The organism is Streptomyces sp. NBC_01257 (assembly GCF_035917255.1).
GTDB lineage: Bacteria > Actinomycetota > Actinomycetes > Streptomycetales > Streptomycetaceae > Streptomyces.
On sequence record NZ_CP108472.1, the window covers coordinates 4,321,272 to 4,342,474 of the forward strand.

Annotated in this window: 20 protein-coding genes; 5 read left to right on the plus strand and 15 right to left on the minus strand. The window is 70.4% G+C overall.

What is annotated here, in order from left to right:
* Position 1 precedes the first annotated feature (1 nt).
* The 7 genes from fbaA to OG408_RS18540 form a co-directional block, all read right to left on the minus strand.
* Positions 2-1,024 (minus strand): class II fructose-bisphosphate aldolase, encoded by a 1,023-nt coding sequence (gene fbaA / locus OG408_RS18510; RefSeq protein WP_266780194.1) that lies wholly within the window; start codon positions 1,022-1,024, stop codon positions 2-4.
* Positions 1,025-1,257: 233 nt separating this feature from the next.
* Positions 1,258-1,797 carry an orotate phosphoribosyltransferase gene (pyrE, locus tag OG408_RS18515; protein ID WP_266780195.1) on the minus strand — a complete coding sequence of 180 codons (540 nt, stop codon included), beginning with the start codon at positions 1,795-1,797 and terminating at the stop codon, positions 1,258-1,260.
* Between the two features lie 45 nt (positions 1,798-1,842).
* Positions 1,843-2,637 (minus strand): aldose epimerase family protein, encoded by a 795-nt coding sequence (locus OG408_RS18520; protein ID WP_266780196.1) that lies wholly within the window; start codon positions 2,635-2,637, stop codon positions 1,843-1,845.
* 21 nt (positions 2,638-2,658) lie between these two features.
* Positions 2,659-3,696 carry an SRPBCC domain-containing protein gene (locus tag OG408_RS18525; RefSeq protein WP_326670861.1) on the minus strand — a complete coding sequence of 346 codons (1,038 nt, stop codon included), beginning with the start codon at positions 3,694-3,696 and terminating at the stop codon, positions 2,659-2,661.
* 106 nt (positions 3,697-3,802) lie between these two features.
* Positions 3,803-5,401: a polyamine aminopropyltransferase gene (locus OG408_RS18530; RefSeq protein ID WP_326670862.1), complete on the minus strand. Its 1,599-nt coding sequence runs from the start codon at positions 5,399-5,401 to the stop codon at positions 3,803-3,805.
* Positions 5,402-5,485: 84 nt separating this feature from the next.
* Positions 5,486-6,010 carry a DUF2617 family protein gene (locus tag OG408_RS18535; RefSeq protein ID WP_266780199.1) on the minus strand — a complete coding sequence of 175 codons (525 nt, stop codon included), beginning with the start codon at positions 6,008-6,010 and terminating at the stop codon, positions 5,486-5,488.
* A 357-nt stretch (positions 6,011-6,367) separates the two neighbouring features.
* A complete protein-coding gene (locus tag OG408_RS18540; RefSeq protein ID WP_326670863.1) occupies positions 6,368-6,661 on the minus strand; it encodes a hypothetical protein in 294 nt (97 codons plus the stop codon).
* 138 nt (positions 6,662-6,799) lie between these two features.
* Here OG408_RS18540 and OG408_RS18545 point away from each other — a divergent pair, with 138 nt between their 5' ends.
* Positions 6,800-7,978, plus strand: coding sequence for a pyridoxal phosphate-dependent aminotransferase (locus tag OG408_RS18545; protein WP_266780200.1), 1,179 nt, complete (start codon positions 6,800-6,802; stop codon positions 7,976-7,978).
* Positions 7,979-8,044: 66 nt separating this feature from the next.
* Here the strand turns inward: OG408_RS18545 and OG408_RS18550 are convergent, their stop codons facing one another.
* Both OG408_RS18550 and clpB read right to left on the minus strand, forming a co-directional pair.
* The gene (locus OG408_RS18550; RefSeq protein ID WP_266780201.1) at positions 8,045-8,605 is read right to left on the minus strand and encodes a YbjN domain-containing protein; all 561 of its coding nucleotides are present in this window, start codon (positions 8,603-8,605) and stop codon (positions 8,045-8,047) included.
* A gap of 141 nt (positions 8,606-8,746) precedes the next feature.
* A complete protein-coding gene (gene clpB / locus OG408_RS18555; RefSeq protein WP_266780202.1) occupies positions 8,747-11,341 on the minus strand; it encodes an ATP-dependent chaperone ClpB in 2,595 nt (864 codons plus the stop codon).
* Positions 11,342-11,529: 188 nt separating this feature from the next.
* Here clpB and OG408_RS18560 point away from each other — a divergent pair, with 188 nt between their 5' ends.
* On the plus strand, positions 11,530-11,934 hold the full coding sequence (locus tag OG408_RS18560; RefSeq protein ID WP_285567336.1) for a pyridoxamine 5'-phosphate oxidase family protein: 405 nt from the start codon (positions 11,530-11,532) through the stop codon (positions 11,932-11,934).
* A 36-nt stretch (positions 11,935-11,970) separates the two neighbouring features.
* Here OG408_RS18560 and OG408_RS18565 read toward each other — a convergent pair whose 3' ends face one another.
* Both OG408_RS18565 and OG408_RS18570 read right to left on the minus strand, forming a co-directional pair.
* Positions 11,971-12,858: a hypothetical protein gene (locus OG408_RS18565; protein ID WP_285567337.1), complete on the minus strand. Its 888-nt coding sequence runs from the start codon at positions 12,856-12,858 to the stop codon at positions 11,971-11,973.
* 196 nt (positions 12,859-13,054) lie between these two features.
* Positions 13,055-13,375 (minus strand): (2Fe-2S)-binding protein, encoded by a 321-nt coding sequence (locus OG408_RS18570; protein WP_266780205.1) that lies wholly within the window; start codon positions 13,373-13,375, stop codon positions 13,055-13,057.
* A 485-nt stretch (positions 13,376-13,860) separates the two neighbouring features.
* Between OG408_RS18570 and OG408_RS18575 the strand changes: the two genes are divergently transcribed.
* From OG408_RS18575 to OG408_RS18585, 3 genes are all read left to right on the plus strand, one after another.
* Positions 13,861-14,709 (plus strand): helix-turn-helix transcriptional regulator, encoded by an 849-nt coding sequence (locus OG408_RS18575; RefSeq protein WP_266786255.1) that lies wholly within the window; start codon positions 13,861-13,863, stop codon positions 14,707-14,709.
* 181 nt (positions 14,710-14,890) lie between these two features.
* On the plus strand, positions 14,891-15,871 hold the full coding sequence (locus OG408_RS18580) for a helix-turn-helix transcriptional regulator (protein ID WP_266780206.1): 981 nt from the start codon (positions 14,891-14,893) through the stop codon (positions 15,869-15,871).
* Positions 15,868-16,878 carry a helix-turn-helix transcriptional regulator gene (locus tag OG408_RS18585; protein ID WP_285567342.1) on the plus strand — a complete coding sequence of 337 codons (1,011 nt, stop codon included), beginning with the start codon at positions 15,868-15,870 and terminating at the stop codon, positions 16,876-16,878. The genes OG408_RS18580 and OG408_RS18585 overlap by 4 nt, the downstream gene beginning before the upstream one ends.
* 30 nt (positions 16,879-16,908) lie before the next feature.
* Here the strand turns inward: OG408_RS18585 and OG408_RS18590 are convergent, their stop codons facing one another.
* The 4 genes from OG408_RS18590 to dnaK all read right to left on the minus strand — a co-directional run bounded on the left by OG408_RS18590 (position 16,909) and on the right by dnaK (position 21,177).
* Positions 16,909-17,355, minus strand: coding sequence for a heat shock protein transcriptional repressor HspR (locus OG408_RS18590; protein ID WP_250968879.1), 447 nt, complete (start codon positions 17,353-17,355; stop codon positions 16,909-16,911).
* A 1-nt stretch (position 17,356) separates the two neighbouring features.
* Positions 17,357-18,547: a molecular chaperone DnaJ gene (dnaJ, locus tag OG408_RS18595; RefSeq protein ID WP_266780208.1), complete on the minus strand. Its 1,191-nt coding sequence runs from the start codon at positions 18,545-18,547 to the stop codon at positions 17,357-17,359.
* A 123-nt stretch (positions 18,548-18,670) separates the two neighbouring features.
* Positions 18,671-19,321, minus strand: a complete 651-nt coding sequence (gene grpE / locus OG408_RS18600) for a nucleotide exchange factor GrpE (RefSeq protein WP_266780209.1) — start codon at positions 19,319-19,321, stop codon at positions 18,671-18,673.
* The gene (gene dnaK, locus OG408_RS18605; RefSeq protein WP_266780210.1) at positions 19,318-21,177 is read right to left on the minus strand and encodes a molecular chaperone DnaK; all 1,860 of its coding nucleotides are present in this window, start codon (positions 21,175-21,177) and stop codon (positions 19,318-19,320) included. The genes grpE and dnaK overlap by 4 nt, the downstream gene beginning before the upstream one ends.
* Between the last annotated feature and the right edge of the window lie 26 nt (positions 21,178-21,203).

The following is a 21,203-nucleotide window of genomic DNA, read 5'->3' on the forward strand; positions in this document are numbered from 1 at the left end:
GTTACTTCAGCTTGGTGCCGGTGGACCGCAGGTTGGCGCAGGCCTCCGTGACACGCTTGGCCATGCCGCCCTCGGCGGACTTGCCCCAGCTGCGCGGGTCGTAGACCTTCTTGTTGCCGACCTCGCCGTCGACCTTCAGCACGCCGTCGTAGTTGCGGAACACGTGGTCCACGATCGGGCGGGTGAAGGCGTACTGGGTGTCGGTGTCGAGGTTCATCTTCACGACGCCGTTCTCCAGCGCGGTGGCGATCTCCTCGGCGGTGGAGCCGGAGCCGCCGTGGAAGACGAAGTCGAACGGGGACGCCTGGCCGTACTTGGCGGCGACGCCCTCCTGGAGGTCCTTGAGGAGCTCGGGACGCAGGACGACGTTGCCCGGCTTGTAGACGCCGTGCACGTTGCCGAAGGACGCGGCCAGCAGGTAGCGGCCCTTCTCGCCCAGGCCGAGCGCCTCGGCGGTGCGCAGCGCGTCGTCGACGGTCGTGTAGAGCTCGTCGTTGATCTCGTGGGTGACGCCGTCCTCCTCGCCACCGGTCGGGGTGATCTCGACCTCAAGGATGATCTTGGCGGCGGCGGCCTTGGCCAGCAGCTCCTGGCCGATGGCCAGGTTGTCGGCCAGCGTCTCGGCCGAGCCGTCCCACATGTGGGACTGGAACAGCGGGTTCAGACCCTTGGCGACGCGCTCCGCGGAGACCTCGATCAGCGGACGGACGTACGTGTCCAGCTTGTCCTTGGGGCAGTGGTCGGTGTGCAGCGCGACCGTGATGTCGTACTTGGCGGCGACGATGTGCGCGAACTCGGCCAGGGCGACGGCGCCCGTGACCATGTCCTTGTTGTACTGGCCGCCCAGGAACTCCGCCCCACCGGTGGAGATCTGGACGATGCCGTCGCTCTCGGCCTCAGCGAAACCGCGCAGCGCAGCGTGCAGGGTCTGCGTCGACGTCACATTGATGGCCGGGTAGGCGAACTTGCCTGCCTTCGCCCGGTCGAGCATCTCGGCGTAGACCTCGGGGGTTGCGATGGGCATCTGTCCGCTCCTTGGGATGTGCGGGTGTGCGTTGCTGGTTCCCTGACCTGGGGGCGACGTCATCGTCGCCCCCATCTTCCCAGACTCTCGTCCCGGCTCCACCCGGTGTACCTCCCCAGCGTTCCCGGGCTCCCGCCGCGCGGATACGACAAGGGGGGTCGGTTTCACGTGAAACCGACCCCCCTTGAGGGAAACCGCAGGTCAGAGCCGTTCCCGGACGAATCGCACCGCCGTCAGGACAGGTCGAGGTCCGGGACCGAGTAGACGTGGACATACGGGAGGCCGGCCTCTGCGACGGCCGGAGCGGCACCCCGCTCCACGATCACGGCGACGGCGACGACCTCGCCGCCCGCCTCACGCACCGCCTCGACGGCGGTCAGGGGCGAGCCGCCGGTCGTCGAGGTGTCCTCGACGACCAGGCAGCGACGGCCCTTGACGTCCGTGCCCTCGATCCGGCGCTGCATACCGTGCGCCTTCTGCGCCTTGCGCACCACGAACGCGTCCAGCTCCTGGCCGCGGGCGGCGGAGGCGTGCAGCATCGAGGTGGCGACCGGGTCGGCACCCAGCGTCAGCCCGCCCACGCAGTCGTAGTCGAGCTCCGCGGTCGCGTCGAGCATGACCTGACCGACCATCGGAGCGGCCTTGCCGTCCAGCGTGATGCGGCGCAGATCGATGTACCAGTCGGCCTCGAGGCCGGAGGAGAGCGTCACCTTGCCGTGAACCACGGCCTTGTCCTTGATCTGCTGCAACAGCTCAGCACGTACGTCAGTCATGGCTACGAGGATAGGCCGCCCGGTGGCGCACCGTGCGCCCCGCACTCAGAGGCTGCGCCAGCTCCACGTCATCGCGATCTCCAGGGGCTCGATCGGGGTGACGTAGCGGGGCGCGGTGTTCAGCCCGTTCGGCGGGCCCGACTGCGGTTCCACGCAGACCGCCTCGTCCTGCTCGTCGTAGACCACGACCCACTCGGTCCGGCTCTTCACGGTCAGCTCCAGCTGTCCCGGCCAGGTGAGGGTCACATCGACGCCGTCGGGCATCCCGAAGCAGTCGTCCCACGGCCCGGCCAGGGGCGGGATCCGGCGGCCGGTCGGCAGGTGGTTCTCGCCCCGCTCCTCCTGCCATGCGGCGTCGAACCCGATCCGGACGTCCTCGCCGCCGAGGTTGCGCCGGAACCAGGGGTGCCAGCCCGCCTGGGCCGGGAAGGAGTCGCCGTACGTCTCGATGCCGAAGGCCGCCGTCAGCGAGGACTCGGTCAGCTCGAAGGTCTGCGTCACCCGCCCCGGGTACGGCCACGGGTCGGTCAGGTCGTAGTAGAACGCGGCTTCCGTCTTGCTCTCGCGCGCGGTGCGCCAGGCCGTGTCACGGCCCGTGCCGTGGATGGCGTGCGGCGGGGCGGTCAGCGGCAGCTGATGCAGCACACCACCGTTGTGGAACTGCCCGTTCTCGGTCCGCCCGCACCACGGCACCATCGGGAAGCAGCCGTACCGCTCCCCCTGCCGCAGCAGTTCGGTGCCGCCGATCAGCAGGCTGCTGATACGGCAGCCGTTGGCGGGATTCACGGTCAACTCTGCGTCGCCGACGGACAGCCGGACGTCCTTCTCGCTGCTGCTCACACGACGACCCTACTGGCGCGGCTACCTCCGGCGCCGCAGCGCCCGGCCCACCACCACAGCGGAGGCGAGGGCGAGCGCGGCCGCGGGGGCCACCCAGCGGAGCGTGGCGCCCGCTCCCGTCGAATCGGGCGACGGCACGGGGGCGTACCGGCCGCGCGGCGGGGCGTGGTCGACCTCCTCCGCACTGCGCCCGATCATGGTGCGCCGGGCGTGCGCGGCCTCGGCCGGCGGACCGTCCGGGACGGTGAACTCGATCCCGGCCACCGGGTCGAGCGCCGAGGGCGGCACCGGGGTGTCGAAGACGGAGGACTCCGACGGCTGCTCCCCGGCCGGTGCCTCGTCGGCGGAGGCGTCGTCCGTGGGCGGAGTCGACGAGGTGCCGGAACCCGAGGTGTCCGCCTCCTCGGCGGCCTCCTCAAGGGCCTGCTCCACCGCTTCCCCGACCGCCTGCTCATCGGCGGCGACGACGGCCGCAGCGGCCGCGGCCGGCTGCTCTACTTCCGGTACGGCCTCGTCCGGCACGGCCTCGTCCGACGTGACCTCGCCCGAACCGGCGTCGTCCGGCACGGTCCCGTCCGGCACCGTCCCGTCCGCCTCCTCGTGCCCGGCGAGGGACTCCGTCACCAGTTGCTGCGCGAACCGGTCCAGCAGGCGGTGGGCCGTGGACAGCGCGGCCGCCGGGTCCAGCTCCAGCAGCCGCCCGTCACCGCTGACCGTGCCGTCGAAGGCGATCGCCGTACCGCCGTCGCGCTCCGTCAGCCGGACGGTCAGGGCGAGCTTCGCGGCTCCGCTGCCGCGCGCCTCCACACCCTCGCCCGACACGGAGAGGCCGTAGGCGGCGTCCCCCTCGGGGGGTTCCGGCAGCGGTGTGAGCCGGAGCGCACCCCGGTAGGTGATGGTGTGGCCACCGGCCCGGACCTTGAGCCGGCCGGCCAGCGGGCCCGCGGACGCGTCGGCGTCCCGCTGAAGGCCCGGCACACAGCGCGCGACCCGGGCAGGATCGCCCAGCGTCCGCCGAAGGGCCGGGACCGGAACCGGAACGAACACCTCATGCTCCATGGAAACCGAGCCTACTCAGCCCCGGCCACCACGTCAGCGCTTCCGCCTCCCGAGACCCCCCGCCACCGGCCCGGCACGCAGCGACCGAGGGTCCTCGCCCCTGCGCTCACTGCTCGCCCCAGTACCGCGGATGCACCAGCGTCGACGGCGCCAGTCCCCGCAGCCGCCCGGCCTCCGCCTGCCGCCCCGCGTCCCGCAGCAGGGGGGCGGTCAGGGACCGCAGCGGCGGCGCCCCGGGGTCCAGACCGACAGCCGGCGCCGCGGCCGTTCCGGCCAGTACGAACCCCCAGCCCCGCGCCTCGGCCGGGCGCCCCCGGGTCCGGTCCGGGCCGACCGCGAACCCCGCGTGCCGCCCGCTGATCCGATAGGGGCTGGTGTGCAGGCCCGCCGCCCGCATCGACGCCTCGACCGTCCAGTACGTACGCGGCCGGCTCACCGCCGGTCCCGCGTGCACCACCAGCCGGCCGCCCGGCGCCAGGGCCTCGGCGGCCAGTCCGTAGAACTCCGCCGAGTAGAGCTTCGTGCTGGCCGAGATCCCCGGGTCCGGCAGGTCCGCGATCACCACGTCGTAGCGGTCGTGCGCCGCCCTCAGCCAGCTGAACGCGTCCCCGCTCACGGCGGTCAGCCGCGGATCCCGGTAGGCGTGCGCGTTCAGCGCGGACAGCGCGTGGTCCGTACGGGCCAACCGGGTGACGCCGGGGTCCAGCTCCACCAGGGTCACCCCCCGCACGTCCGGGTAGCGCAGCACCTCACGGGCCGCGAGGCCGTCACCGCCGCCCAGGATCAGCACCCGCCCGTGCGGCCCGTTCATCGCCGGATGCACCAGCGCCTCGTGGTAGCGGTACTCGTCGCGGGAGCTGACCCGCAGCCGCCCGTCCAGGTAGAGGTCGAGGGAGCTGCGGTCCGCCCCGGTCAGCACGACCTCCTGGACCTCGGTCTGCATCGCGACCCGCACCTGGCCGCCGTAGACCGCCCGCCGCGCCGCCCGCTCGAAGTCGTCGGCCAGCACGGCGGCCGTGGCGAGCACGGCGATCACCGTCACGTTGGCGGCGATCAGGAGCCACCGGGAGCGGGCGGTGAGGTCCCGCCGGAACACCCACAGGACCAGGGCGCCGCCCGCCGCCGCGTTGACCGCCCCGGTGAACAGCGCACCGGTGAGCTGTCCGAGCATCGGCAGCAGCAGGAACGGGAAGGCCAGGCCCCCGACCAGCGCGCCCACGTAGTCGGCGGCGAAGAGGTCGGCCACCGCCCCGCCCGCGTCCTGCCGGTCCACCCGCTGGATCAGCGTCATCAGCAGCGGGATCTCCGCACCGATCAGGATCCCGATCGCCAGCGAGAACCCGACCAGCGCGTACTGCGACTCCCCGATCCAGGCGAACGACGCGTAGAGCACCAGTGCGGAGAAGCCGCCGACCAGGGCGAGCGCCGCCTCGATCAGCCCGAAGCCGACCGCGGCGCGGCCGCGTAAACGTTTCGCGAGCAGCGAGCCGATACCCATGGCGAACACCATCACGGACAGCACGACGGACGCCTGGGTGACGGAGTCGCCGATCAGATAGGAGGCGAGCGCGACCAGTTCGAGCTCGTACACCAGCCCACAGGCGGCGCAGATGAAGACAGCGGCCAGCACGAGGTACCGGCCGGTCCTCGGTCGCACGGGGAGCCGCGCCGCGCCCCCTCGCAGCGACACCTGCTGGTCGATCATGCCGCGAACGCTACGTCACGGAAACGTCGTCGCTTGTCACCCACAAGGGTGTAATCGGTGCACTCACAACGGAGTTGACCCCGGTCACAGCGCTGCGGCCGCCGGCATCCGCACCCCCACCCGGGTCCGTGTCACCACCAGCCGGCCCTCCTGCGGATACGCGTGCCAGGTACGCCAGCGCACCTGGCCCTCGGTCCGCTGGGCGAGCATGGCGGTGAAGGCGTGCGGGCTCCCCGGGAAGGTCCCGGCCAGTCCGTGCGGGTGGTCGGCGACGAGCGCCAGCAGTTCCTGGGCACGTCCCGCGAAGGAGCCCGCGCCGAGCGTCTCGACGCGCGCCGCGAACTCGTACTCCCATTCCCCGAGCCGCTTGGAGACGCCGAGGGGCAGCGGGGTGCTGCTGCCGGGGATGCAGGCGACGGTTTCGGAACAGCTGCCGTTCTCCTCCTCCAGGAGTACCTGGTGGGAGGCGCCGAGCAGGCGCAACTGCAGTTCGGCGCCACCGAGATGGAGGTCGAGCACGGCCAGCGCCGGGAGCGGTTCACGCCCCAGCGCCCAGGCCAGATCGGCGGCACGGGTGTCGGAATAGGCCGTATGGAGGGTCGTGAGCATGGGTCGGCTCCGCAAAACACACATGGACACGTGGACAGGGGGCGCCCCGACGTGATGCACGTGGGAGGTGGGAAGCGCCCGATCAGGTCCAACTGGGGTCCGAGGGCTGAATGTTCTCTCAACCGAGGGAATCACGAACTACGCCGTAGTCGCAGCGTTTTTGCCCAACTTGGCGTGGTTTCCATCCCCTCGGGGGCCTCCCGGTTCAGGTGTTCACCGGGAACACGACGCGCGTCCCGAAGAAAAGTGGCCCGGCGGGACTCAGGTGACCCCTGAGGGCCTCCCCCGTCCCGCCGGGCCTCCTCGCGGGCACCGGACCGTACTGTCCCGGCCCGGCCGCGGACCAGCTGCCCCGTGTCAGCTGCCTCCGCCGCATCCGCCCCCGCCACCGCACGACGAACCGCCGCCGCACGAAGAACCCCCGCCACACGAGTGGCCGCCGGAGTGACCGCCCGAGTGGCCGCCGCTGCCGCCGCCGCAGGACGAGCCGCCGCCCCCGCCGGCCCACCAGCTCCCCCCGCCGGCCGCACCGGCGGCGCCGCGCCGCTTGCCCCGGCCCAGCGGCTTCCCCCGGCTTCCGGCGCCCGCCATCATCACGACGAGGAGCACGACCCCCACGACCACCAGCACCCCGATGAACAGTCCCTTCACGGACCTCACGTCCTTCCGTTCCCCCGAAGCGAGGCCCCCCGCTCCGCACCGATTCCTGCGTGCAGGGGGGATTCCCCCGCCCCCGTGAGGCCAAAGCAGACTTGAGCAACTCCAGAGCTTCCGCGCAGGATGGCGGTCATGACACAGGGACGACCGCTGCTCAACCGCCGCCTCGCCGAGTTCGGCACGACGATCTTCGCGGAGATGTCCGCGCTGGCCGTCCGCACCGGCGCCATCAACCTCGGCCAGGGCTTCCCGGACACCGACGGCCCCGAGGAGGTCCGCGAGGCCGCGGTCCGCGCCCTGCGCGCCGGGCACGGCAACCAGTACCCACCGGGGCCCGGCGTCCCCGAACTGCGTACCGCGATCACCGGCCACCAGCAGCGCCGCTACGCCCTGGCGTACGACCCCGACACCGAGGTCCTGGTCACCGCGGGCGCCACCGAGGCCATCGCGGCGGCCCTGCTGGCGCTCCTGGAGCCGGGGGACGAGGTCATCGCCCTGGAGCCGTACTACGACTCGTACGCCGCCTGCATCGCCATGGCGGGCGCCACCCGCGTCCCCGTCACCCTGCACCCCGAGCCGTCGGCCGGCAGCTACCGGCTCGACCTCGACGAACTGCGCGCGGCCGTGACCCCCCGCACCCGGCTGCTGCTGCTCAACACCCCGCACAACCCCACCGGCACCGTCCTGACCCGCGAGGAGCTGTCGGCGATCGCCGCTCTGGCGTGCGAACGCGATCTCCTCGTGGTCACCGACGAGGTGTACGAGCACCTGGTCTTCGAGGGCGAACACCTGCCGCTCGCCTCGTTCCCCGGCATGCGCGAGCGCACGGTGACCATCAGCTCGGCCGGCAAGACGTTCTCGTTCACCGGCTGGAAGGTCGGCTGGATCACCGCGAGCCCGGAGCTGGTGGCGGCGGTGCGCTCGGCGAAGCAGTTCCTGACGTACGTCTCCGCGGGGCCGTTCCAGTACGCGGTCGCCGAGGCCCTGCGCCTGCCCGACAGCTACTTCGACACGCTGCGCGCGGATCTGCGGGCCAAGCGGGACCTGCTGAGCACCGGGCTCGCGGAGGCCGGTTTCGAGGTCTACCGCCCTGCGGGCACGTACTTCGTCACCACGGACATCCGCCCGCTGGACCCCGCAGGCGACGGCTTCGCGTTCTGCCGCTCGCTGCCGGAGCGCTGCGGTGTCGTGGCCGTCCCGAACGCGGTCTTCTACGACCACCGGGAGCAGGGCGCGCCCTTCGTCCGCTTCGCGTTCTGCAAGCGGACCGAGGTGCTGGAGGAGGCCGTCTCCCGGCTCAAGGGGCTGTGAAAGAGCCCGGTGGGGGGCGGTCCGGCCGGACCGCTCCCCACCGGGCTCTCGTGGGACTGACCGGGCTCAGGCCTCGGGAGCGTCCTGCTCCGCGCCTTCCGCCTTCTCCTCGGCCGGCGCCAGGCCGAGCCGCTCCAGCAGCCACTTGTCGAACTCGATGGAGGCGCGCACCCAGCTGACCGTCGAGGAGACGAAGTGCTCCAGGGCGACGCCGGTGCCGATGAGCATCTGCGCCTCACCGATCAGCCGGACCGAGGTGCCGGTGTCCTCGGCGCCTTCCTCGGGCTCGTGGGTGTGCGTGTAGACCTTGGGCCACAGGGTGCGGCGGTTCCAGTCGTCGATCGCGTCGAGGAGGACCGGGCGCTGGTCCGTGTCGTGCGGGCGGTCGTAGAACGTACGGACCGAGAAGACCTGCTGCTCGCCCTCGCCACGGAACATGAAGTACGTGCGGAATTCTTCCCACGGCGCCGCGAGGTCGCCCTCGTCGTCGACGACGTACTTCAGCTCCATCTGCTCCAGGAGCTGCTTGACGAGGTCCTGGTCAGGGACGACGGGGCCCTCCGGTCCTGCCGCCTGCGGTTCGGGCTGGCCCCCGAAGTTAGGAATCGAGGACGGATCGATGCTCACCGTAATTTCCCTTCGTGCGGTTGGCTGCCATCCTCTCCCATGCCGGGCGGGGCATGGCAAGCCCGGACGGCCCCGATCCGCCACAAGCTGATATCCAGCCGGCGGGGACCGGGGCCGCGGGTCGCGGAACAGGTGCTCCGGTCAGCTCGCCGCGCCGACGATCAGACCGTCGCCGGCCCGGTCCACGCGGACCGTGTCGCCGTCCGTGATCTCGCCCGCGAGGATCTCCTTGGCGAGCCGGTCGCCGATCGCCGTCTGGATGAGGCGGCGCAGCGGCCGGGCACCGTAGGCCGGGTCGTTGCCCTCCTCCGCCAGCCAGGCCAGGGCGGCCGGGGTGACGTCGAGGGTGAGCTGCCGGTCGGCGAGCCGCTTGGCGAGCCGGTCGATCTGGAGCCCCGCGATGTGGGCGAGCTCGTCGCCTGACAGCGCGGAGAAGACCACGAGGTCGTCGAGCCGGTTGAGGAATTCCGGCTTGAACGAGGCCCGTACGACATTCATGACCTGCTGCTTCTTCTCCTCGGGCTTGGTCAGGGGGTCGACCAGGTACTGGCTGCCGAGGTTGGACGTCAGGATCAGGATCGTGTTGCGGAAATCAACCGTCCGGCCCTGTCCGTCGGTGAGCCGGCCGTCGTCGAGGACCTGGAGCAGGATGTCGAAGACCTCGGGGTGGGCCTTCTCGACCTCGTCCAGCAGGACCACGCTGTACGGGCGGCGGCGGACCGCCTCCGTCAGCTGGCCGCCCTCCTCGTAGCCGACGTACCCGGGCGGGGCACCGACCAGCCGGGCCACGCTGTGCTTCTCGCCGTACTCGCTCATGTCGATGCGGACCATGGCCCGCTCGTCGTCGAAGAGGAAGTCGGCGAGGGCCTTCGCCAGCTCGGTCTTGCCGACGCCGGTGGGGCCGAGGAAGAGGAACGATCCGGTGGGCCGGTCGGGGTCGGCGATACCGGCCCGGGTGCGGCGTACCGCGTCCGAGACGGCCTGCACGGCCTCGGTCTGCCCGATGAGGCGCCGGCCCAGCTCCTCCTCCATGCGCAGCAGCTTCTGGGTCTCGCCCTCCAGGAGCCGGCCGGCCGGGATGCCGGTCCAGGCGCCGACGACATCGGCGATGTCGTCCGGCCCGACCTCTTCCTTGACCAGGGTCTCCTTGGGCTCCTTCGCCGCTTCCTGCTCGGCCTCGGCGGCCTCGGCCAGCTCGCGCTCCAGGCCGGGGATCTCCCCGTACAGCAGCTTGGACGCGGTGTCGAAGTCGCCGTCGCGCTGGGCGCGTTCGGCCTGTCCGCGCAGGTCGTCGAGGCGTTCCTTCAGCTCACCGACGCGGTTGAGGCCCTGCTTCTCCTTCTCCCAGCGGGCGTTGAGACCGCGCAGCTCCTCCTCCTTGTCGGCGAGGTCGCGGCGCAGCTTCTCCAGTCGCTGCTTGGAGGCGGTGTCGGTCTCGTTCTTGAGGGCCAGCTCCTCCATGTGCAACCGGTCGACGGAGCGCTGGAGTTCGTCGATCTCGACGGGCGAGGAGTCGATCTCCATGCGCAGCCGGGAGGCCGCCTCGTCGACGAGGTCGATGGCCTTGTCAGGGAGGAAGCGCGAGGTGATGTAGCGGTCGGAGAGCGTGGCGGCGGCGACCAGGGAGGAGTCCGCGATCTGCACCTTGTGGTGGGCCTCGTAGCGGCCCTTGAGCCCGCGCAGGATCGCGATGGTGTCCTCGACGGACGGCTCCGCCACCAGCACCTGCTGGAAGCGGCGCTCCAGGGCGGGGTCCTTCTCGATCCGCTCGCGGTACTCGTCGAGCGTGGTGGCGCCGACCATCCGCAGCTCACCGCGGGCCAGCATGGGCTTGAGCATGTTGCCCGCGTCCATGGCGGAGTCGCCGCCGGCACCCGCGCCGACGACGGTGTGCAGCTCGTCGATGAAGGTGATGATCTGGCCGTCGCTCTCCTTGATCTCGGAGAGGACGGTCTTCAGGCGCTCCTCGAACTCGCCGCGGTACTTCGCCCCCGCGACCATCGCGCCGAGGTCGAGGGAGACCAGCCGCTTGTTCTTCAGGCTCTCCGGGACGTCGCCCTTGACGATGCGCTGGGCGAGCCCCTCGACGACGGCCGTCTTGCCGACGCCGGGCTCACCGATGAGCACCGGGTTGTTCTTGGTGCGGCGGGACAGCACCTGGACGACGCGGCGGATCTCCTGGTCGCGCCCGATGACCGGGTCGAGCTTGCCCTCGCGCGCGGCCGCCGTGAAGTCCGTACCGAATTTCTCCAGGGCCTTGTACTGGCCCTCCGGGTCCGGAGTGGTCACCCGGCGCCCTCCCCTGCTCTTCTCGAACGCGTCCAGCAGCCTCTTCGCGCTGGCACCCTGCCCGTCGAGGATCTCACCGGCCCGGCCGCCCTCGGCCGCGATACCGATGAGCAGGTGCTCGGTGGAGATGAAGTCGTCGCCGAGCTCCTTCGCGCGCTGCGCGGCGTCGGAGATGACGGCGAGCAGTTCGCGGTTGGGCTGCGGCGGGGCGACGGTCGAGCCGGTCACGCTGGGCTGCGCGCCCAGGAGCCGCTCGGTCTCGGTGCGTACGGCGATCTGGTCCGCGTCCACGGCGGCCAGCAGATCGACGAGATTCTCGTTGTCCTCGCCCGACAGCAGCGCGAGCAGCAGATGTCCCGGGGTCAGATCGGGGTGCCCGTCCTTCACGGCCCTGCTGGTGGCCGCGTTGATGGCGTCCCGGCTCCTGTTGGTCAGCTCGGCGTCCACGTGCGCTTTCTCCTCCTTGCGGTGACTGGTCCGTCCTCACTACTGACACGATCAACGTGCACAAAGTTGAGTCTATTCCACTCAAGGCAAAAAGGGGCAGCCCCTCACGGACCCACACTGTCCGAGTGAACCGGCCGGTCCGGCCGCCCGCCACCGCAGCGCGGCCCGGTGCTGCCTACGCTGACCCCATGGCAGTCGACGTACGTGATCCCGGCCCGGAGTACCTCGCCTTCTGGCGCGAGTCCCACCTCTGCACCCTCACCACCCCCCGCCCCGACGGCACCCCGCACGTGGTGCCGGTCTGCGTGACGTACGACCCCGAGGCCGGTCTCGCCCGCATCATCACCAACAGGAACAGCCGCAAGGTCGCCAACATCCTGGCCGCGGGCCCGGACGGCGCCCGCGTCGCCGCCTGTCAGGTCCACCGGAGGCGCTGGGCGACCCTGGAGGGCGTCGCCAGGGTCCGCACGGAGCAGGACAGGGTCGACGAGGCGGTACGCCGTCACACGGAGCGCTACGAGCGCACGCCGTCGCCCAATCCGGACCGCGTCGTCATCGAGATCACCCTGGACCGGGCGCTCGGCCGGGGCTGACCGCACCGCCCCTGAGCGCCGGCACCGCGCCCGCCCTCACTTGCCGCCCTTCGCCCACGGCTTGCGGGGCGGCACGGGCGGCGGCGCCATCGGCGCGGGCGCCGCGGCCTGGGCCGGGAGGGGAGCCGCGACCGCGTCCTCCTCCTCGACGGGCGGGAGCCCCTGCGGGAAGCCCGCCTCGGGAGCGACCACACACCCGTCGACGGCGACGGACAGCCCCTCCAGCGCGGCGGCGTGCAGCGCCTCCCGCAGGGCGCGCGGCGCCTCGGCCCGCATCGCGGCCTTCTCCGGGTCGGCGCCGCCGAAGTCCGCCGCGAAGTCGGCGAGGACGCGCCCGACGACTTCGGTGCCGCGCCGGCTGCGCCACATCACCCAGCCCAGGTAGACGCTCGACCCGTAGGCGAACACCGAGAGGTACGCGACGTAGCTCCCGTCCCGCAGCACCATCCGGTGGGTCACCCGGGGGTGCGCGCCCGCCGTGCGGATGCGCCGGAACACCGGCTCGACGGGCAGCCGGCGCTCCCGCACGGCCCTCGCGATCCCGGCGTACGCCGATTCGGCGCGCTGCTCCTCCTCGGCCTCGCCGTCCAGCAGCACCCGCCACTCCCCGACCGGCTCGGCGGTCCTCGACGCCAGGAACACCGCGACGAAGGCGATCATGGCGATCTGCAGACCGATCCCCATGATCCCGAGACCGCTCTGCGGATCACCGGCCAGGGTGATGAGCCCGACGAAGCAGAAGAGGAGCAGCACGCCGAACGCCACCGCGGCCGCCCTCAGCCACAGGGACAGAAAGACCTTCCCCCGCACCGCGTCGTCGAAGGAGACCTCCACCTCGCGATGGAGCAGCGACGCGACGGCACGGGCGGCTTCGCCGTCGTCTCCGCGCCGGCCCGGCAGTTCTTCGACCTCGTGTCCGCTCATGAATGCCCCTTGGGGGTGGCAGGGCGGAGCATGGAGGACCGTGCCCCCACCCACACAGACGGCGAACTTCGACACCTTCTGTGCCGCTCCGACCGGAATGTCTCCGGGAGTAGCACAACGGCGCCACCGTGTTCAGGTCACGGTGGCGCCGTTGTGTGGGGGAGTGTCTGAGCGACGTGGAACGACGGGGGATCGCTCAGGCACTGCGGGGGGTGGCGGCGATGGTCTCGGGTTCGAACAACTGGTGGTCACGCTGTGCGAGGTTCACGAAAATCATGTCGTACCGGATGGTGCAGCGGACGGGCTGCGGTGCTCCACGCGGCTTGCGGAGGCACCGGTAGGCGCGCAGTTCCCCGTCGTCCTCGCGGGCGACGACGACGGGATCACCGAACAGAGTGACCATCAACGAATCACCACGATGGGGGAGTGCCGTGACGAGGTCGATGAAATGCCACCCTGAGCGGTAAGCGGTCGCCATCTCGCGTCTGAAGGTCCGGTCGTCCGGCGGGGTGGTCATGTCAGGAGCCCGCCGAAGTCGGCGTGAAGGACCACGTGATGTCACCCTTGGCATCCTTCGGCGCAACGCCGCCCCACGTGATGTCACCGGCGGGGATTGCCGCGACGTGACTCGATGCCGAGGGAGCGCCCCCCCACGTAATGTCCGTGGCACCCAGCACGCCGTAGGCCAAGGCCCCCGCAAACGCAGTGGCAAGCACCGAGCGAAGCATTCGCTTATACATTTCGGCTTCGTCCTCACTTGATGGGTCATCTCCCCCGCACGTAAGACGATGTCTCACCCAAGGACGCGAACACCACTGGGTCGATGCATCATGTTCCTGCTGGTTCAAGAACATGGGGGGTGGAGATATGGCCACAAGTAGACCCAATACCGGACATCCTCATGGGATCACCGACCTGTGCGAAGCAGGGCAGCGCCTTTACGCCAGTGCACTGCGATCCGGACGAATACCTCGCTCAGACGTGGCACCCGCACCCTGCCTGATGGACTTCGCCCTGCTGCACCCGGACCCCGACGACCCCGAGTGGCTCCGTCCCGTGCCGCCGTCGGCCGCGCTCGCCCAGCGTCTCCACCCCATCGAGCGGGAGATCCAGGACCGGCGCAGACGCTCCCTCGAACTGGCCGAATCCTTCGAACCGTTCATGGACATCAGCGCTCAGGACGCGCCGACCACGCACGCCATCACCGTGCTGGAAGGCAACGCCAGAATCAATGCCGCCATCGATGTCGCAACGGCAGAGTGCACCACCGAAGTACTCACCATCCAGCCGGGCGGTGGTCGCAGCGAGCTCATTCTGAGCAAGGGCGTCGAACGCGGACAGGCCGTGATCGACCGCGGCGTCAGCATCCGCACGCTCTATCAGCACACCGTCCGGCACCATCACGGAACGTACGCCTACGCCGAACGCCTGGCGGAGGGAAAGGTCGAGATCCGCACCCTCGAAGAACTCGTCGAGCGCATGCTCGTCTTCGACCACACGGTGGCCTTCATCCCGGCACAGGAAGATGGCGAAGTGGCACTGGAGTTGCGCCACCCGGGGCTCGTCGCATACCTGACCAGGGTCTTCGAACAACTCTGGCAGCGCGCCACCCCACTCCTCGAAGACGTGCGGTACGACCCCACCCCCGAAGGCATCAGCGGTGTCCAGCGCTCCATCGCACAACTCCTCGTAGAGGGACACGTCGACGACTCGATAGCCCGGCGCCTCGGCATGAACGTGCGCACCTGCCGGACTCATATCGCCAAACTCAACGCCGCCCTCGGCACCAAGAGCCGGGCGCAACTCGGCTATCTGATCGCCCGGTCAGGAATCCTGGAACAGGACTCCTGACCGGCCGGCACCCAAAGTCCCCACCCCCGGGCCGGGGGCACCGCCACGCAAGGGGGAGAGCATGGCCGTGCCCTGGATCAGCCGGGAGAGTTCCCGGCTCCCCCGACACGTCAACACTCCCTCGGTCGCTAGGGTTTCACCACCGTCATCTTGTTGCACTGCAAAGAATGGGGGGGTCCAGATGGGCACGGAAACGGGCATACCAGATCACCCGCACAGCGACTTCGAACTGTGCGAGCCGGCAATCCGGCTCTACTCCGAATCCCTGCGCCGAGGGCGTCTCCCACGAGCCGAGGTCGCACCGGCCCCCTGCCTCATCGAGATGGCACTGCTCCACCCGGACCCGCGTGATCCGGCGATGCTGCGCCCGGCAACACCTTCGGCCGTGCTCGCCCATCTGCTGCAGCCCATCACGCGCAACGTCCATGAACAGGTACGCCGCAGCGCCGCACTGGTCGAGTCCCTGGCACCCTTGGCGGCCATCGCGAGCGAGGACCCCAACCTCTCCATCACCGTGCTCGAAGGCAAACGGCTGATCGACTCCGCCCTGCACGAGGCGGCTGCCGCCGCCGAAACGGAGGTCCTGACCGCTCAGCCGGGCGGTCACCGATCACCCGAGCAGATCGAGCAGGGACTCGCCAACGGCCTGTCAGCTGTGGAAAGAGGTGCCAGGCTCCGCCACATCTACCAGCACCCGGCCCGCTACAGCGCCCCCGTCCGGAACTACCTGGAGCAGATGCCGCCAGGGCAGGTACAGGTCAGAACGATGGAGCTGACCATCGACCGGCTCATCATCTTCGACCACGCGGTGGCGTTCATCCCCGCGACGGCCGACCGCGATGTGGCTCTCCAGATCCGGCATCCGGCACTGGTCCGCTACCTGGTACAGGTGTACGAAGTCCTGTGGGCGCAGGCAACCCCGATCGCCGAACACCTGCAGACGGCCGCCCCAGGCACTCCCGTCACCGCCGTCCAGCACAGCATCGCCCGCCTCCTCGTCGAGGGACACCACGACGAGGCAGTGGCACGGAAGCTGGGCTTCAGCGTCCGCACCTGCCGCACCCACATCGCCAAGCTGATGCAGACCCTCGACGCCACCAGCCGCACCCACCTCGGCGCCCTCCTCGTCCAGTCCGGCATCGCCGGAGGCACCCAGGCATGACGGCGCCGCCCGTGCACGAACACAGCGACCGCGGACTGTGCGACGCGGCTGTCAGCCTCTACGCCGAAGCACTGGGCAAAGGCAGCCTCGCCCGGTCAGCCACCGAAGCAACGCCCTGTCTCGTCGATACGGCGCTCCTCCTGCCCGACCCGCACGACAGCGGGCTCCTGCGCCCCGTACCGCATTCGGTGGCCCTCGCCCGCCTGCTGGGCCCCCTGGCCCAGGGCCTGGTGGACCAGGTCCGGGCCTCCGACCTGCTGGCGAGGGCGCTGGTACCGCTGACGTCCTTCGGTGACGCCCCGCATCGCAGCATCGACGTCATCGTCGGGCCACCGGCCATCCAGGCGGGCATCGCCCGTTCACTGAGTGAGACACACGCCGAGATCCTGACGATTCAGCCCGGCAGCACGCGGTCGCCCGAAGAGCTCCGGACAGCGCTGGCCGGCACCCTGCCCACTGTTGAGCGAGATGTCCGGCTGCGCCACATCTACCAGCACTCCGCGCGCTACAGCCCCGCGCTCAAGGCGTACATGGGCCAACTGCCAAGCAGCCTCCTCCAGGTACGCACCATGGAGCAGGTCGTCGACCGCCTCCTCATCTTCGACCGCAAGGTGGCCTACCTCCCGGCCAGCCCCGACCGCAGCGCCGCCCTGGAGATCCGCCACCCCGCACTCGTCGGCTTCCTGGCCGGGATCTACGAGACGCTGTGGGAAGGGGCCACCCCGTTCACCCAGCAGCTCCCCACCACGCTGCCCGGCGTCCCGGTCACCGCCGTCCAGCACAGCATCGCGCGCCTCCTGATCGAGGGAAAACAGGACGAGGCCGTCGCCCGCACCCTCGGCATCAGCGTCCGCACCTGCCGCGCCCACATCGCCAAGCTCATGCAGATCCTCGGCGCCACCAGCCGCACCCACCTCGGCGCCCTGCTCGTCCGCTCAGGCATCGCCGAGCCCGTGCCGCCGGTCACGACGACGGAGAAGCCCGCCGCCCCTGACGTTCCGGGATGACGGGCTTCTCCGTGGCGGGGACGAATCCCCTCAGTCCTTCGGCCTCTTCGGCCGCCAGACCACCAGGGCGCTGGTCTGCTGCACGTCCTGGTAGGGCACCAGGTCGCGCCGGTACGAGGCGTGGACCTGCGCCTCGCGCTGCTGCAGCGCCGCATCGGCCCCGTCGACGGCCGCCGAGAGCTCGGCGATCCGCTGCTGGAGGGCCGCGACCTGGTTCTCCAGCTCGATGATGCGCTTGATACCGGCCAGGTTGATGCCCTCGTCCTGCGACAACTGCTGCACGGTGCGCAGCAGTTCGATGTCACGGGCCGAGTAGCGCCGGCCGCGCCCGGCCGTGCGGTCGGGCGAGACCAGGCCGAGGCGGTCGTACTGGCGCAGCGTCTGCGGATGCAGGCCCGAGAGCTGGGCCGCGATCGAGATCACGTACACCGGGGATTCATCGGTCAGTTGGTACGGATTACGTCTCCGGCCGTCCACCTCAAGCTCCCTTCGCTGCCTGGAACAGCTCCGCCCGCGGGTCCTGGTCCGCGGTCGCCTTCCGGTAGGTCTCCAGGGCCTCCCGGGCCTCGGGGCCCAGGTCCGTGGGGACCGTCACCTCGACGGTGACGAGCAGGTCGCCGCGGGTGCCGTCCTTGCGGACCGCGCCCTTGCCGCGGGCCCGCATGGTGCGCCCGCCGGGCGTACCGGCCGGAAGCTTCAGGGTGACCGGCGGTCCGCCGAGCGTGGGCACCTTCACCTCGCCGCCGAGCGCCGCCTCCGTGAAGGTGACGGGCACGGTGACCGTGAGGTTGTCGCCCTTGCGGCCGAAGACCGGGTGGGCGTCGACGTGGACGACGACGTAGAGGTCGCCGGCCGGTCCGCCGCGCTCGCCCTGGGTGCCCTTGCCGCGCAGCCGGATCCGCTGGCCGTCGGAGACGCCCGCCGGAATCCTGACCTGCATGGTGCGGGACGACTTCGCCCGGCCGCTGCCCTTGCAGACGTCGCAGGGGTCCTGGGCGATGAGGCCCCGGCCCTTGCAGTCCACGCAGGGATCGGTGAGCGAGAACCCGCCGCCGCTGCCGCGCGAGACCTGTCCGGTGCCGACGCAGGTGGGGCAGACCCTCGGGGTGCCGTTCTTGTCGCCGGTGCCGGAGCACGCCTTGCAGGGCGCCTGGCTGGACATCCGCAGCGGGACCGTGGCCCCGTCGACCGCCTCGGTGAAGCTGAGCGTCACCTCGGACTCGATGTCCTGGCCGCGGCGCGGCTGCACGCGTGTGCCTGCGCCGCCTCCGCCGCGGTTGAAGAGGCCGCCGAAGACGTCTCCCAGACCGCCGCCGCCGAAACCGCCGGCACCGCCGCCCTGGCCGCCGCCCGGGGCGCCTCCGAAGAGGTCTCCGAGGTCGAAGTTGAAGTTGCCCTGGGCCCCGCCGGGTCCGGCGCGGAACCCGCCGTTGCCGAAGAGGGCGCGGGCCTCGTCGTACTCCTTACGCTTCTTGGTGTCACCGAGGACGTCGTTCGCCTCGGAGATCTCCTTGAAGCGCTCCTCCGCCTTGTCGTCGCCCTTGTTGGCGTCCGGGTGGAACTCGCGGGCGAGCTTCCGGTACGCCTTCTTGATCTCGGCGTCGGTGGCGTCCTTCGGGACGCCGAGAACCTTGTAGTAGTCCTTCTCGACGAAGTCCTTCGTACTCATCGACGTCCCTCCTTCCGGACGACCGGCCGGGGGCCTCCCGTACGGATCAGGCCGGTGTGCGGCGTGCTCCGTACGCGAGGCCCGGTGGCCGGGCGATGTACTGCCAGGTGGTCGGACAGAATGTCAGACCTCCTCGCCGCCACCGCTCTCCTCGTCGTCTGTCTTCTCTTCCTTCGCGGTCGCGGGTGCCGCCCCCGGCTGGGGTTCGGCCACCGCCACCCGCGCGGGACGGATGGTGCGCTCGCCGATCCGGTACCCAGGCTGCAGGATCGCCACGCAGGTGTCCTCGGTGACGTCCGGCGCATACGAGTGCATCAGGGCCTCGTGGATCGTCGGGTCGAAGGGCTCGCCCTCCTTGCCGAACTGCTGCAGTCCGAGCTTGGCGACGACCGTCTCCAGCGATTCGGCCACCGACTTGAACCCGCCCACGAGCTCACCGTGCTCACGGGCCCGGCCGACGTCGTCGAGCACGGGCAGGAGCTCGGACAGGAGACCCGCGACAGCGATCTCCTTGACCGTGACCCGGTCCCGCTCCACACGGCGGCGGTAGTTCTGGTACTCGGCCTGGAGCCGCTGGAGGTCGCCCGTGCGCTCGGAGAGCGCCGTGCGGACCTGGTCCAGCTGAGCGGTCAGACCGGCTGTCAGGTTCGCGTCCCCGGCCGGGGCCGCCTCCTCCTCCGAAGAGGGGGTGGCGGCCTTCGGCTCGGCGTCGTCAGGGGTGGCGCCGGAGGGGACGTCGGGCTTCTCCTCGAAGCCCGGAGTCTCCTCGGTCACGCCGCACCGCCCTTGGAGTCCTTCTCGTCGTCGACGATCTCGGCGTCGACGACATCGTCCTGGGCGTCGGCCTGGGCCTGCTCGGCACCCGGCTGGCCCTCGGCCTGCGGTCCGCCCTCGGCCTGGGCGTTGGCGTACATCGCCTGGCCCAGCTTCTGGGAGACGGCCGCGACCTTCTCGGTGGCCGTGCGGATCTCGGCGGTGTCCTCGCCCTTGAGCTTCTCCTTCAGCTCGGTGAGCGCGGTCTCCACCTCCGTCTTCACGTCACCGGGGACCTTGTCCTCGTTGTCCTTGAGGAACTTCTCCGTCTGGTAGACGAGCTGCTCGCCCTGGTTACGGGACTCGGCGGCCTCGCGACGGCGGTGGTCCTCGTCCGCGTACTGCTCGGCCTCTTCGCGCATCCGGTTGACCTCGTCCTTCGGCAGCGAGGAGCCACCGGTGACGGTCATCTTCTGCTCCTTGCCGGTGCCGAGGTCCTTGGCAGCGACGTGCATGATGCCGTTGGCGTCGATGTCGAACGCGACCTCGATCTGCGGCACACCGCGCGGGGCCGGCGGCAGACCGGTCAGCTCGAACATCCCGAGCTTCTTGTTGTACGCCGCGATCTCGCGCTCGCCCTGGTAGACCTGGATCTGCACGGACGGCTGGTTGTCCTCGGCCGTCGTGAAGATCTCGGAGCGCTTGGTCGGGATCGTGGTGTTGCGCTCGATGAGCTTGGTCATGATCCCTCCCTTGGTCTCGATACCGAGGGACAGCGGGGTGACGTCGAGGAGCAGGACGTCCTTGACCTCGCCCTTGAGGACACCGGCCTGGAGCGAGGCGCCGATGGCGACGACCTCGTCCGGGTTCACACCCTTGTTGGCGTCCTGGCCGCCCGTGAGCTCCTTGACGAGCTCGGCGACGGCCGGCATACGGGTCGAGCCACCGACGAGAACGACGTGGTCGATCTCGGAGAGCTGGATGCCCGCGTCCTTGATGACGTTGTGGAACGGGTTCTTGCAGCGGTCCAGGAGGTCAGCGGTGAGCTGCTGGAACTGCGAGCGCGTGAGCTTCTCGTCCAGGTGCAGCGGGCCCTCGGCCGACGCCGTGATGTACGGCAGGTTGATCGAGGTCTCCGTCGAGGACGACAGCTCGATCTTCGCCTTCTCCGCGGCCTCGCGGAGACGCTGGAGAGCCATCTTGTCCTTGGACAGGTCCACGCCGTGCCCGTTGGCGAACTGCTTCACCAGGTAGTCGACGACGCGCTGGTCCCAGTCGTCACCACCGAGGTGGTTGTCACCGTTGGTGGCCTTCACCTCGACGACGCCGTCGCCGATCTCCAGGAGGGACACGTCGAAGGTGCCGCCACCGAGGTCGAAGACGAGGATCGTCTGGTCGTCCTTGTCGAGCCCGTACGCCAGCGCGGCGGCCGTCGGCTCGTTGACGATACGCAGGACGTTCAGGCCCGCGATCTCGCCGGCCTCCTTCGTCGCCTGACGCTCGGAGTCGTTGAAGTACGCCGGGACGGTGATGACCGCGTCGGCCACCTTCTCGCCCAGGTAGGACTCGGCGTCACGCTTGAGCTTCTGCAGGATGAAGGCGCTCATCTGCTGCGGGTTGAAGCCCTTGCCGTCGATCTCGATCTTCCAGTCAGTGCCCATGTGGCGCTTGACCGAACGGATCGTCCTGTCGACGTTCGTCACTGCCTGGCGCTTGGCGACCTCGCCGACCAGCACCTCGCCGTTCTTCGCGAAAGCGACGACGGACGGCGTGGTCCTGGCGCCTTCGGCGTTGGTGATGACGGTGGGCTCGCCGCCTTCGAGAACGCTGACGACGGAGTTAGTCGTGCCCAGGTCGATGCCGACCGCACGTGCCATTTCAATTCCTCCAACTGACTACTTGA